This window comes from Rahnella ecdela, assembly GCF_019049625.1.
GTDB lineage: Bacteria > Pseudomonadota > Gammaproteobacteria > Enterobacterales > Enterobacteriaceae > Rahnella > Rahnella ecdela.
Genome location: NZ_JAFMOY010000132.1, coordinates 123307 through 136457, shown reverse-complemented (window position 1 = coordinate 136457; position 13151 = coordinate 123307). Strand labels below are relative to the sequence as shown.

Annotated in this window: 10 protein-coding genes and 1 other RNA gene; 3 read left to right on the top strand and 8 right to left on the bottom strand. The window is 51.1% G+C overall.

Going from position 1 to position 13151, the window contains the following annotated elements; translation table 11 throughout:
• Positions 1-190 precede the first annotated feature (190 nt).
• The gene (locus J1784_RS21390) at positions 191-919 is read left to right on the top strand and encodes an EAL domain-containing protein (protein ID WP_217150871.1); all 729 of its coding nucleotides are present in this window, start codon (positions 191-193) and stop codon (positions 917-919) included.
• 142 nt (positions 920-1061) lie between these two features.
• Entirely contained in the window at positions 1062-2516 is a 1455-nt protein-coding gene (locus J1784_RS21385) for a protein adenylyltransferase SelO (protein ID WP_217150870.1), read from the top strand.
• A 54-nt stretch (positions 2517-2570) separates the two neighbouring features.
• Here J1784_RS21385 and J1784_RS21380 read toward each other — a convergent pair whose 3' ends face one another.
• From J1784_RS21380 to ppsR, 6 genes are all read right to left on the bottom strand, one after another.
• Positions 2571-3359 (bottom strand): heme ABC transporter ATP-binding protein, encoded by a 789-nt coding sequence (locus J1784_RS21380; protein WP_217150869.1) that lies wholly within the window; start codon positions 3357-3359, stop codon positions 2571-2573.
• On the bottom strand, positions 3352-4359 hold the full coding sequence (locus J1784_RS21375; protein ID WP_217150868.1) for a FecCD family ABC transporter permease: 1008 nt from the start codon (positions 4357-4359) through the stop codon (positions 3352-3354). The genes J1784_RS21380 and J1784_RS21375 overlap by 8 nt, the downstream gene beginning before the upstream one ends.
• A 17-nt stretch (positions 4360-4376) precedes the next feature.
• A complete protein-coding gene (locus tag J1784_RS21370; RefSeq protein WP_217150867.1) occupies positions 4377-5207 on the bottom strand; it encodes a heme/hemin ABC transporter substrate-binding protein in 831 nt (276 codons plus the stop codon).
• Entirely contained in the window at positions 5204-6238 is a 1035-nt protein-coding gene (locus tag J1784_RS21365) for a hemin-degrading factor (RefSeq protein WP_217150866.1), read from the bottom strand. The genes J1784_RS21370 and J1784_RS21365 overlap by 4 nt, the downstream gene beginning before the upstream one ends.
• Positions 6239-6574: 336 nt before the next feature.
• On the bottom strand, positions 6575-7621 hold the full coding sequence (locus J1784_RS21360; RefSeq protein ID WP_217150865.1) for a 3-deoxy-7-phosphoheptulonate synthase: 1047 nt from the start codon (positions 7619-7621) through the stop codon (positions 6575-6577).
• Between the two features lie 127 nt (positions 7622-7748).
• Entirely contained in the window at positions 7749-8570 is an 822-nt protein-coding gene (gene ppsR / locus J1784_RS21355; RefSeq protein ID WP_217150864.1) for a posphoenolpyruvate synthetase regulatory kinase/phosphorylase PpsR, read from the bottom strand.
• 520 nt (positions 8571-9090) lie between these two features.
• Between ppsR and ppsA the strand changes: the two genes are divergently transcribed.
• Positions 9091-11466, top strand: coding sequence for a phosphoenolpyruvate synthase (gene ppsA / locus J1784_RS21350; protein ID WP_217150863.1), 2376 nt, complete (start codon positions 9091-9093; stop codon positions 11464-11466).
• Positions 11467-11656: 190 nt separating this feature from the next.
• Here the strand turns inward: ppsA and rprA are convergent.
• Together rprA and ydiK are read right to left on the bottom strand one after the other, a co-directional pair.
• Positions 11657-11767: antisense sRNA RprA (gene rprA / locus J1784_RS21345), an RNA gene on the bottom strand.
• Between the two features lie 198 nt (positions 11768-11965).
• Complete coding sequence (gene ydiK / locus J1784_RS21340) at positions 11966-13063, bottom strand: AI-2E family transporter YdiK (protein ID WP_217150862.1); 1098 nt, start codon at positions 13061-13063, stop codon at positions 11966-11968.
• Positions 13064-13151 lie beyond the last annotated feature (88 nt).

Below are 13151 nucleotides of genomic sequence, written 5' to 3'. Positions count from 1 at the left end.
TCTTGCAACGTTTTATTTCGCAGTCATCAGCACCGTTGTCGCCGCAAACTGGCAGCAGGACTGGGTCTTTCTTGATATCAATTTCTCTAACGTTTCGGTTACGCCTCGGGGCTCCGGCATCTTTATGATTTGATTGATAGTCAAAAAGGTTATTAATCAATTCGCAGTGCCGTTGATGTTTTGGATAAAAATGAAAATACAATTCGATACGGCCTTTAACAGTAGCTATCTGTGTCAGCCGGTCTACACCATTGAAGGGAAATTGCTTGCCGTAGAATTAATTTGCCGTTTTTCAAGCGCAGACAGCAAGCTGGTTATGCCTACAGAACTGGTGTTAAACCTCTTATCGCCACAGCAGTTACTGCATTTTCTCAACGAACAGCAAGTCTGGGCGAATGAACACGCCCGATGGTTTCACGACAATCAGGTTATCCTGAATATCAGTGTTGAAGAAAAACAGGTGGCTTTATTGCTCAGGGATGAAAAACTTCGTGAGGCTTTTAAAGCGCTTCCTTTTATTCATCTCAACCTGAGCGAATCATTTCCACAGCTTTCTCAGGGAAGGAATAACGCGCAACTGGTTGCACTGAAGCAACATTTTACTTTGTGGCTGGAAAACTTTGGCTCCGGAAATATTACAATGGCGCCGATTTTTGATCATCTCTTCCAGTGGGTGAAACTGGATAAAAACCTCTTCTGGCAACTTTATGACGGCGAGCATTTTACTATCGTGATGCCGTCATTAATCCGCAATGTTAACCGTTTTTGCCGCAATATCGTGGTCGACGGACTGGACAGTCAGGAGTATTTCGATGCATTGCGTAAGAAGGATGTGCAGGGTGTAAAAGGTCTGTTGTGGCCGGGTGTTGATCCCGCTGAGATGGACAGTCTGCTCAACCGGCCAGCTCAATTTCATTAATCGTCACTGTCGTCTTGATATTCAGGATCCCGGTCAGCACCCGCTGTACCGGGATTTTTTATGGCGGGTGACAATAATCTCCCTGCACTTACTCCGTGTTAATCGCGACAGAGCAGACCTACACTAAAGAAAAGGGGGATTTATGCCACAATTCGAACACCACTATGCAGACCAACTGCCCGGTTTTTACACCGCGCTGAAACCGACGCCACTTAAAGGTGCGCGCCTGCTTTATCATAGCGAGTCGCTGGCGCAGGAGCTGGGGCTGGATGAATCTCTTTTCGGCGCCGGTCACCGTGAATACTGGTGTGGCGAGAAATTCTTTCCGGGCATGCTGCCGGTGGCGCAGGTTTACAGCGGACATCAGTTTGGTGTCTGGGCCGGTCAGCTGGGAGACGGGCGTGGCATTCTTCTCGGCGAACAGGTTTTACCCGGCGGAAAACGCTTTGACTGGCACCTGAAAGGCGCCGGACTGACGCCATATTCACGCATGGGCGATGGCCGCGCAGTATTGCGCTCCGTCGTGCGTGAGTTTCTGGCCTCAGAAGCGCTGCATCATTTATCTATTCCCACCACGCGCGCATTGACGATTACCACCAGTGATGAGCCGGTTTTTCGTGAACAGCCGGAGCGCGGCGCGATGCTGATCCGCGTGGCCGAAAGCCATATTCGTTTCGGGCATTTCGAACATTTCTATTACCGCAAACAGCCCGAACAGGTGAAGCAGTTAGCCGATTATGTGATTGCTCACCACTGGCCAGAATTGCTGGAAAGTGAACCGGTCGAATCTGTACGTTATCAGCGCTGGTTTACGGAGGTAGTCGGGCGTACCGCCAGTCTGATGGCGCAATGGCAAAGTGTCGGATTCGCCCACGGCGTGATGAATACTGACAATATGTCTATTCTCGGGCTGACTATTGATTATGGCCCATTCGGTTTTCTGGATGATTATCAGCCGGGTTACATCTGTAATCATTCCGACCATCAGGGGCGCTACAGCTACGATAATCAGCCTGCCGTGGCGTACTGGAATTTGCACCGCCTGGCACAGACGCTGTCCGGCCTGATGACTACGGAACAATTACAGACGGCGCTTGGTGAGTATGAGTCAGTGCTGATGAAGGTTTACGGTACGCTGATGCGCGGCAAGCTGGGCTTCTTTACCGAGAACAAGCAGGACAACGACCTGCTGACCGGCCTGCTGAGTCTGATGGCGAAAGAGGGCAGGGATTTCACTCAAACCTTCCGGTTATTAAGTCAGACCGAACAGCAACAGGCCAGCTCGCCGTTGCGCGATGAATTTATTGATCGTGCGGCTTTCGACAGCTGGTATCAGTCTTATCGCCAGCGCCTGCTGACGGAGGAAGTTGCTGACTCGACGCGTCAGGATGCGATGAAACAGTGTAATCCGAGAATTGTTCTGAGGAATTATCTGGCGCAGCAGGCCATTGAACGCGCTGAAAAAGATGACATCAGCGCGCTGACGCAGTTGCATCAGGCTTTGCGTGACCCGTACAGTGACGCAAAGCAGTATGACCCGATGGCAGCGCTGCCGCCGGACTGGGGAAAACATCTGGAAATATCCTGCTCCAGCTGACAAAAAAGCCACAAAGCAAACTGCCTTGTGGCTTTTTCATTTGTTAACCGCGTTTTACTGGCGTAGAAAAACCTGAGGCAACGCGGTATCCGGATGCGGACAGACGTTTAAATCAGCCTGATACCAGCGACTCAGCGTTTCTTCGCTCAGCACCTGAGCCGGTGTCCCGCTGGCAACCACTTTCCCGCTATGCAGCAAAATAATCCGGTCGGCATACAGCGCGGCAAGATTCAGGTCATGCAGAACACAACACACAGCCAGCGGCGTCTGTTGCGTGAGCTGACGCAACAGGCGCAGCGCATGTTGCTGATGATATAAATCGAGCGCAGAAGTCGGTTCATCGAGAAACAGCCAGCGCGGGGCAGGCTCCGGTTGCCAGAGCTGGATTAATACCCGTGCCAGCTGAACACGCTGCTGTTCGCCACCGGATAACTGGCGGTAGTCACGCTCAGCCAGATTCAGGCAGTCTGTCTGCGCCATCACTTCTGCCAGCGCGAGCTGCATATTTTGCTGACCGTGCGGCGAGCGGCCGAGGGTCAGCACTTCGCGGACACTGAACCCAAATGCCAGCGTACTGTTCTGGCGCATTACCGCACGTGTGCGTGCCAGTTCTTGAGGCTGCCAGTCGTTCAGCGGTTTGCCCATCATCGAACATTGCCCGGAATCCGGGGCAAGATAACCGGTTAACATGCGCATCAGCGTTGATTTACCAGCACCGTTTGGCCCGATCAGTGCCACCATTTCGCCGCTTTCCAGACTGAGCGATACATCATCAATCAACCGGCGACTATTGACAGAATACGTCAGGTTTTCTGCCGTCATGCATGAGGACAAGTCAGACATTTCGCGGTACCCCAGGGCGAAGGATTAGCCAGAGGAAATACGGGCCCCCGAGTATACTGGTCAGCAAACCGACCGGCATTTCTGCCGGGGCGACCAGTGTGCGGGCCAGCGTATCCGCCAGCAATAACAGGCATGCTCCGGCCATAGCTGAACCCGGCAACAGCCAGCGGTGATCGGCGCCAATTCGCATACGTAAAAGATGCGGGATAACCAGACCGATAAAACCGATAACACCGGAAACTGCCACCGCAGCCCCCACCAGCAGGGCGCTCAGCAGCAACAACTGCAACTGGGTACGACGGACATTCACGCCCAGATAATGCGCATCTTCTTCACCCAGTTGCAGAATATTCAGACGTCGCGCCATAAACAGCGCTGCCACACAAGCAGGCAGGATAAGCGACGACGCGACGGCCAGAGTCGGCCATTGCGCCTGCCCGAGACTGCCCATGCTCCACAGCGAAAACTGACGCAACTGCTGGTCATCACTGACATACGTCAGAACACCCACCGCTGCGCCGCACAGCGCGTTAATGGCGATCCCCGCCAGCAGCAGGCGGGATAATCCGCCATGCCCGAAACGGCTCAGCGTGAATACAATGGCAGAAATCGCCAGACTGCCGAAAAAGGCGCTGATCATATGACTGTAAAGAGCCAGAAGCGGCGGCAGGGCGAAGGGCATGACAATGGTCAGTGCGACGGCCAGCGCCGCACCGCTGCTGATCCCAAGCAAGCCCGGATCGGCAAGAGGGTTTCTGAATAACCCCTGCATCACGGCACCGGAAGTCGCCAGTGCACAGCCGACCACCACAGCCAGTAAAACGCGTGGCAAACGTATGGTCAGCCAGACCTGCCAGAGGTCATCGTCAAAAGGACGCGAAAGCAGCGTTCTGAGTGACAACGCCATCGCGCCGGTATTGGCTGCGAGAATAGCCAGAAGCAGCAGAGCACCGCCGAGTCCGATCAGCGCCCAAACAGGCGAGCGGCGTCGTGATGGCATTGGAGGGCTCATGCTGCTCATTTAGCCTGTTCCGCCGCCTGACGAAGTTGCGCCATCACTGCCGGAGTTTGCAGGCCAAAGCCCAGCAGTGACATATCATCCAGCACTAAAACGCGTTTGTTTTTGCCCGCTGGCGTCATGGCCACGCCCGGTAATTTCCAAACCTCATCCAGCCCGCCAAGCGTTTTGACACCGTCTGCAGTCAGCAAAAGAATATCCGGCGCACTGGCAATCACGCCTTCCTGAGAAAGCGGACGGTAACGGCTGAAGCCCTGCATGGCATTTTGGGCACCCACGGAGGTGATCATCGCATCTGCCGCTGTATTTTGCCCCGCAGCCATTGAAGACATACCGCCGTGGCTCATCACAAACAGCATTTTTACCGGCAGCGCGTCATGGCGAATGGTCGAAAGCTGTGAACGATATGTGGCAATCAGTTTTTCACCTTCAGCCTGACGATTCAGGGCACCGGCGATAACCTCGATTTTTTCAGGAACGGTATTGATTGAAGGCGTACCCGGTACACGGACGACCTTTACGCCATTTTGCGAAAGCTGCTGCAACACAAGTGACGGTTCTGCCAGTTCGCTGCTCAGTACCATTGAAGGGTGCATAGATAAAATACCTTCGGTATTCAGCTGGCGCATATAACCGACATCGGGCAATGCCAGAACAGCTTTCGGGTGCAGACTGGTGCTGTCGCGGGCCACCAGCTCATTGCCAGCCCCGAGGGCATAAACAATCTCAGTGACATCGCCGCCGATGCTGACCAGCTTTTCAGCAGCATGAACCAGAGGTGCTGCCAGCAATGTGCCAGCAGTTAACAAAACTTTCAGGGAGCGTTTCATGCTGCAACGCCTTCGCCATTGAGCTGAGCCAGCTGCTCGCGCCACTGAGTCTGTTCTGGCGTGCCTTCGGTACGCTGTCCGTAAAGCTGAGCAATCTGAGTTCCGTCGGCCGCAAATAATTCCAGGCTGGTGACGAAACCGTCTTTGGTCGGCTTACGGGTGATCCAGCTTTGCGCGATGGCGCTTTCTACCAGATGCAGCGTGAAGCGTTCATTGAACACGTTGATCCACTCTCCGTGCGGCATCACTTTTTCAATCTGGCCGGTAAAGATCTGCACACAGCCCCGGTTACCAACGAAAATCATAATTTCGTTTTGATCCTCTTTGGCGATATTCAGCAAGCGGGTCAGGGAACCATTTTCCACGCGCCATGCCAGATCATTCCCCACCGCTTCAAAGGCCTGCTGACGTGTAATGTCATGGCGTTTCAGCAACTGAAAGAACTGATGTACGTCGGTCATTGCGCGCCATTCTGCATCAATAGCACTGGCATCAGCCGGTTTCACTGCCGGAGCAGATGATGCGGCTTCAATTTGCAGAGGCGGATTCACGTCGCTTTTGTACTCTGTAATCAGCGCGTCCCAGGCTGCCATATCGGTTTCATCAGTGTTGTAAACTTTATGCACTGCATCGCCATGAGTATCAAAAAACTGAATGCTGTGACGAACGCCGCGGGCCGTAGTTTCGGACATACTAAAAATATGCTGCCAGTGTTGCAGGAACAGGCGTAAATCCAGTGCCCGCGGATTCAGAATCAGGCCAGCATGACCATTCAGGTGCTGATTCTCATAGCGACCTTGCTGCTCATGCACGGCAAAATCGTTACGGGTAATCGATTTTGTCCCGCCAACATTTTCCAGAGCAGCCAGCAATGTGCGGGCATCCACATCCAGTCGTGCGGCATCATGGGAAACGCGTAATGCGGTTAATTCCGCCTCACTGATACCCAAAATCGCCGCCAGATCGCGGGCATATTTACCTGGGTTAGCTTCTTTAGCCTGTAAATAATCCTGATAGTGAACTGAATGCATTGCTATCTCCTCGTTAGCCTAAGTCACCCGCTATCTGGCGGGTTAAAACTCGCGATGTTATGTGAATGATTTGTAATAATATTCGGGGCGAAAGCCCGTAATTTTATTTTTTGGTAATGGGAATTACTATCAATTTGATAATCATTATCAAATCATTACAAGAACACATCAAGAAAATTTTTGTTGATAGAATGTAATTTCTGCAAGGTAACCCTCTAATTTAAGAGGGATAGCGAGGTGTTTTGGCGAGAAAAACACTGATAGTCAGGGGAAGTCGCGAACGGCGGGCATAAAAAAGGGCAACGACGTTGCCCTTTAAAAGTGATCGGAAAGTCATCAGAACCGGGTATCAGTGGCCTCAGCCAGCATCGACAACAAGGTTTCAGTATCTTCCCAGCTCAGACAAGGGTCAGTCACTGATTTGCCGTAGACCAACGGTTTACCCGGATGAATCGCCTGACTGCCTTCGACCAGAAAACTCTCTGCCATAATACCGGCAATTGCCGTCGAGCCGCTGCGGATCTGCTGGCAAATATCTTCTGCCACATCCAGCTGACGGCGGTGCTGTTTCTGACAGTTACCGTGGCTGAAATCGACCACCAGACGCTGAGGCAAATCAAACTCAGCCAGGTTCTGGCAAGCCTGCTCCAGATCTTCAGCATGATAGTTCGGCTTTTTACCGCCACGCATGATCACATGCCCGTAAGGGTTGCCTGAGGTGCGATAAATGGTCATCTGACCGGTTTTGTCCGGTGACAGGAACATATGGCTGGTGCGTGACGAACGTATGGCATCAATGGCGATACGTGTATTGCCGTCGGTACCATTTTTAAAGCCAACCGGGCACGACAAGGCTGACGCCATTTCACGGTGGATCTGACTTTCCGTGGTACGTGCGCCAATCGCACCCCAGCTGATGAGGTCAGCGATATACTGGCCGATCACCATATCCAGGAACTCGGTGGCGGTAGGAATACCCAGCTCATTGACGGCCAGCAGGACTTTGCGCGCCAGTTCAATACCGTCATTCACACGGCACGAACCGTTCAGCTCAGGATCAGAAATTAAGCCTTTCCAGCCGACAACGGTACGCGGTTTCTCAAAATATGTGCGCATCACGATTTCAAGGCGATCCTGATATTTGTCGCGCAACACGCGCAGTTTTCCCGCGTAATCAATTGCCGCTTCAATATCGTGAATAGAGCAGGGGCCGACGACAACCAGCAAGCGCTGATCTTCGCCGCTGACAATTTTTTCTATCCGTTTACGTGATTGCATCACGTGTTGTGCGACCGACGGGGAAATTGGCAATTTATCTGCCAGTGCCTGAGGCGTAATCAGGCTGTCGATGCGCGTCGTACGCAGTTCATCTGTTTGTGACATGGTGTTCTCGAAATTTGTTTCTTCTCTGCGGCAGGAATACCGGTAAGTGATGGCGATCACAATAACCGAAAAACAGATGAATTCAACCACTGTCGGCAGGATATGCCACCCAAATCAGGAAAAGGATTCAGAACATACGGCGACTCATACCGAAGCTGTCCATAATCTTCGCTGATATCTCTTCAACGGAATAATTCGTACTGTTGAGATAGCGGATTTTGTTCTTACGAAACAGCGCTTCCACTTCCGAAACTTCCATCCGGCACTGACGCAAAGACGCATAACGGCTGTTTTCAACGCGCTCCTGACGGATAGCGGTCAGACGTTCGGGATCAATCGTCAGGCCAAACAGTTTATGTATATGGGGTTTCAGTGCCGCGGGCAGCTGGATGTTATCCATATCGTCAGCAGTAAAAGGGTAGTTAGCGGCGCGGATACCAAACTGAAGCGCCAGATACAGGCTGGTGGGGGTTTTACCGCAGCGCGAGACGCCCAGTAAAATCACCTGCGCCTGATCGAGATTACGCAGGGAAATACCATCATCGTGCGCCAGCGTGTAGTCAATTGCGGCAATACGCGCATCATATTTGGTGATGTTGCTGGCCGTCAGACCGTGCGTTCGGTTGGCGATCGGAGTGGGATCGACACCCAACTCATTTTGCAGAGGCGCCACCAGCGATTGAACAATATCCTGGCAAAACCCTTCGCTACCTTTAATGATGTCCCGGATGTTGGGAGAAATAATCGAGTAAAAAACCAGAGGACGGGCGCCGGTTTTTTCAAAAATTTCATTGATCTGCTTACAGACAGTTCTCGCACGTTCCTCACTTTCCACAAAAGGTAATGAGTAAGTTGTCGCGTTGACCGGAAATTGAGAAAGCACCGCATGGCCCAAAACCTCTGCCGTAATAGCTGTACCATCGGAAATGTAAAACACGCATCTGTCCACAAACGACTCCTGAATTAAATCACTTCATTTTATTTATTCGCCCCGATTTTTCGCGGCTTATTAAGTAATAACCAGATTTGAAGAAAATAAAAAGGGTAATTCTTCCGCAATTCCATCTTATCTTCATTGCTGCGAGATAGTGCGCAAAATCGCTGTAATAAATGAAATGGCATTTTAAATTTCTCGCGATTCATCGCAGGTTTTTGATTTGCTTCAGCAGGACTTCAGCAGCTCTGTTAGCATGAATTACTGACCGGAGAGGTAGATAACTTCTTCATGATTCATAAGGAATAATGCTCATTTCCCGTCAGTAACGAAAATCCGGGTTCTGGATTTTTCCTAAACAAAAATAGTTTGATTTGCTGGATCGATTCACCTTTCCATCTCTTATGGCTCATTATGCTAGTCTCAAAAAGACAACGTTGTTTAATGACACAAAAAGTGTCGCAGGCAACGGTGGAATAACCGGTTTTACACTCCTGTTGACTATTACTGTAAATAAATAAGAAAGGATTGTTTCATGGCTCATCTCGATCCCGATTTACGCAATGTTATCTGGTACAACCAACTGGGTATGAACGACGTTGATAAAGTCGGGGGCAAGAACGCATCCCTCGGGGAAATGATCACTAATTTATCTGATCTGGGTGTCTCCGTTCCCAATGGTTTTGCAACGACGTCTCAGGCGTTTAACGATTTTCTCGATCAGAGCGGCGTGAACCACCGTATCCATGAATTACTGGATAAAACGGATGTGGACGACATCGCGCAGCTGACTAAAGCGGGCACGCAAATTCGTCAGTGGATCATTGAGACGCCGTTCCAGCCAGAACTCGAGCAGGCTATCCGCGAGGCTTATCAGCAGCTTTCTGAAGGCGAGCCGGATGCTTCTTTCGCTGTGCGTTCATCGGCAACGGCCGAAGATATGCCGGACGCGTCTTTCGCCGGACAACAGGAAACCTTCCTGAACGTTCAGGGATTTGATGCGGTCATGACTGCCGTGAAACATGTTTATGCATCCCTCTTTAACGACCGCGCAATTTCTTATCGTGTGCATCAGGGTTACGACCATCGTGGTGTGGCGTTATCTGCCGGTGTTCAGCGTATGGTGCGTTCAGATCTCGCCGCGGCTGGCGTGATGTTTACCATTGATACTGAATCGGGTTTTGATCAGGTGGTCTTCATTACTTCTGCATACGGCCTGGGTGAAATGGTGGTACAGGGTGCGGTAAACCCCGACGAGTTCTATGTGCACAAGCCGACGCTCGAGAAGAATAAACCTTCGATTGTGCGCCGCACCATGGGCTCAAAGAAAATCCGCATGATCTATGCCCCCAGCCAGGAGCACGGTAAACAAGTCCAGATTGAAGATGTGCCGGCAGAGTTGAGCACCCGATTCTCCCTGAGCGACGACGAAGTGCAGGCGCTGGCGCGTCAGGCGCTGTTGATCGAAAAACATTATGGCCGCCCGATGGATATCGAATGGGCCAAAGACGGTCATAACGGCAAACTTTACATTGTACAGGCGCGTCCTGAGACCGTACGTTCTAACGGTCAGGTAATGGAACGTTACCAGCTCAATGGCAGCAGCAAAGTGTTGGTAGAAGGACGTGCAATTGGTCATCGCATCGGTGCGGGGCCGGTTAAGATCATTCATGACATCAGCGAAATGCATCACGTTAAAGCAGGCGATGTTCTCGTGACCGACATGACGGATCCCGACTGGGAGCCGATCATGAAAAAGGCCTCTGCCATTGTCACTAACCGCGGCGGACGTACTTGCCACGCGGCGATCATCGCCCGTGAACTGGGTATTCCGGCCGTAGTCGGTTGTGGCGATGCCACTGAGAAACTTACCGAAAATCAGAAAGTCACGGTTTCCTGTTCAGAAGGTGACACCGGGTACGTGTATCAGGATGAGCTGGATTTCACAGTGCAAAGTTCTGAAATCGATGAGCTGCCAGAATTACCGCTGAAAATCATGATGAATATCGGGAATCCGGATCGTGCCTTTGATTTCGCCTGTCTGCCCAATGAAGGTGTCGGGCTGGCGCGCCTGGAATTTATCATCAACCGCATGATTGGTGTGCATCCTAAAGCCTTGCTTGAATTTGATCAGCAATCGCCTGAGCTTCAGGAAGAAATCAGCAAGCTGATACAGGGTTACGAGAGCCCGCGGGAATACTACGTTGCGCGTCTGACAGAAGGGATTGCCACATTGGGCGCGGCATTCTGGCCGAAACGGGTCATCGTTCGTTTGTCTGATTTCAAATCAAACGAGTATGCCAATCTGGTCGGTGGCGAGAAGTATGAACCGCACGAAGAAAACCCGATGCTCGGCTTCCGTGGTGCCGGTCGTTATGTCTCAGACAGCTTCCGTGATTGTTTTGCACTGGAATGTGAAGCAATGAAGCGCGTGCGTAATGATATGGATCTCACTAACGTTGAAGTGATGATTCCGTTTGTGCGTACCGTGGCTCAGGCAGAAGCCGTTGTCGCCGAACTGGCTAATCAGGGACTGAAGCGTGGCGAGAACGGGCTGAAAGTCATCATGATGTGTGAAATTCCGTCGAATGCTTTACTGGCGGATCAGTTCCTCGAACACTTTGACGGCTTCTCAATTGGTTCGAATGACATGACTCAGCTTGCTCTGGGGCTGGACCGCGATTCCGGTGTGGTTTCTGAACTCTTTGACGAACGAAATGAAGCTGTCAAAGCGTTGCTTTCGATGGCTATCAGAGCAGCGAAAAAGCAAGGGAAATATGTCGGCATCTGCGGGCAGGGGCCTTCAGATCACCAGGACTTTGCGCAATGGTTGATGGATGAGGGAATCGACAGTTTGTCGCTGAATCCGGATACGGTTGTACAAACCTGGCTGGCGTTAGCGGAAAAGTAAATGGACTCGTAAAGAAATTCCGAAAGCATAAACTAAAGGCTATCACCCACGGGGGATGGCCTTTTCTTTTTTTGTAAAATTACTGGCGACTATTTATACCGGGGAAGGGAGATCAAAAAATCAGAGGTTTTTTCAGGCTGTTTTAGGGGTAATAATTAAATTCGAGCGAACAATAAGCCGGAGAATAAATAAAAAAAAAAGCCCGTCATAGAAGACAGGCAAAGACTACACACAGCAATTTGGGGTATACCGGCTCAGGGGAAAGCCTGTATATAAATCAGTGAGTTGAAATCCGAACTGTTAATAATACTAAGTTTCTCAACGTATTTAGTCTGTAAGAATTCTCCTAATAGGGTTTATTCTCGTACTATTTAGTGAGGGAAGTATTGAGGACTGGTCTGAAGATGTAAAAATGATGGGAAACAAGAAGGGAATAAATAACGGCGCTACCCATTCAATTTCACAGGCAACGCCGTCAGAGTGTTACTTAAGGGAGGTATTATTCATCCAGAGCTTTTAATGCTTCTTCTGGATCCATCTCCGGTTCAGGGGCTTCATGTACCCAGAGTGAAATCAGACGATAGGATACGGCCAGCACGACCGGACCGATGAACAGCCCGATCATACCGAAGGCAAACAACCCGCCGATAACACCAGACAAAATCAGCAGCATAGGCAAATCCGCACCCATGCGGATCAGAACCGGACGCAGTACGTTATCCAGTGACCCGACCACACAACTCCAGACCAGAAGCACGGTGCCCCAGGTATTGTCGCCGGACCAGTAGAGCCAGATGATTGCCGGGATAAGTATCAGCAGCGGACCGATTTGCGCGACACAGCACACGAACATTATTACGGTGAGCACGGTGGCATAAGGGATGCCCGCAATCGCAAGGCCGATACCGCCAAGAATTGACTGCACAATGGCTGTTACGACCACGCCTAAAGCCACGGCGCGGATAGCTTGCCCGGCGAGAATGACGGCGGCGTCACCGCGTTCTGCGGCCAGACGAATAGCGAAGTGGCGGATCCCCAGAGCAACCTGTTCACCACGGCTGTATAGCAAGGCACTGAATAACAACATCAGCGAACAGTGGACAATAAACCGGCCCAGATGACCGGCCTGGGTGACAAACCACGCGGCTGTTTGTCCGACATAGGGCTGAACTTTACCCATCAGCGCGTTACCGCCGCCATTAATCAGCGCGTGCCAGCCGGTATAAAGCTTATGGCCCACCAACGGAATGGAATTGAGCCAGTGGAAATCAGGCATATGCAATGAAGAAGGATGGCTGGCGATTTCTACCAGTGGCGCACCATTTTCAATCGCACTGCTCACCAGCAACGCAATAGGCAAAACAAACAATAAGATCAGCAACAAAGTCATGATGATGACGGCAAGAAACCGGCGTCCCCAAAGCAGGCGCTGGAGCTTTATCATCAGCGGCCATGTTGCGATAACCACCATGCCTGCCCAGACAAACCCAAGAATAAAGGGCTGAACGATCCAGATACTGGCGACGGTCATCAGTGCAATAAACAGCACCCCAAACATAATCTGAGGCAAATCGTAACGTTTAATTGGGAGATTCATTCATGTTTCTCAATGTGATAAACGAAGTAAGGCACGAACCCTGTGCCTCCATACTTTGTATTTCAAGCCCAGGATCTTCAAAGTCCGG

Coding starts and splice junctions, on each gene's coding strand:
- J1784_RS21380 (WP_217150869.1), bottom strand. CDS start 3,359: ATGTCTGACTTGTCCTCATGCATGACGGCAGAAAACCTGACGTATTCT.
- ydiK (WP_217150862.1), bottom strand. CDS start 13,063: ATGAATCTCCCAATTAAACGTTACGATTTGCCTCAGATTATGTTTGGG.
- J1784_RS21365 (WP_217150866.1), bottom strand. CDS start 6,238: ATGCATTCAGTTCACTATCAGGATTATTTACAGGCTAAAGAAGCTAAC.
- J1784_RS21375 (WP_217150868.1), bottom strand. CDS start 4,359: ATGCCATCACGACGCCGCTCGCCTGTTTGGGCGCTGATCGGACTCGGC.
- J1784_RS21385 (WP_217150870.1), top strand. CDS start 1,062: ATGCCACAATTCGAACACCACTATGCAGACCAACTGCCCGGTTTTTAC.
- J1784_RS21360 (WP_217150865.1), bottom strand. CDS start 7,621: ATGTCACAAACAGATGAACTGCGTACGACGCGCATCGACAGCCTGATT.
- ppsA (WP_217150863.1), top strand. CDS start 9,091: ATGGCTCATCTCGATCCCGATTTACGCAATGTTATCTGGTACAACCAA.
- J1784_RS21390 (WP_217150871.1), top strand. CDS start 191: ATGAAAATACAATTCGATACGGCCTTTAACAGTAGCTATCTGTGTCAG.
- J1784_RS21370 (WP_217150867.1), bottom strand. CDS start 5,207: ATGAAACGCTCCCTGAAAGTTTTGTTAACTGCTGGCACATTGCTGGCA.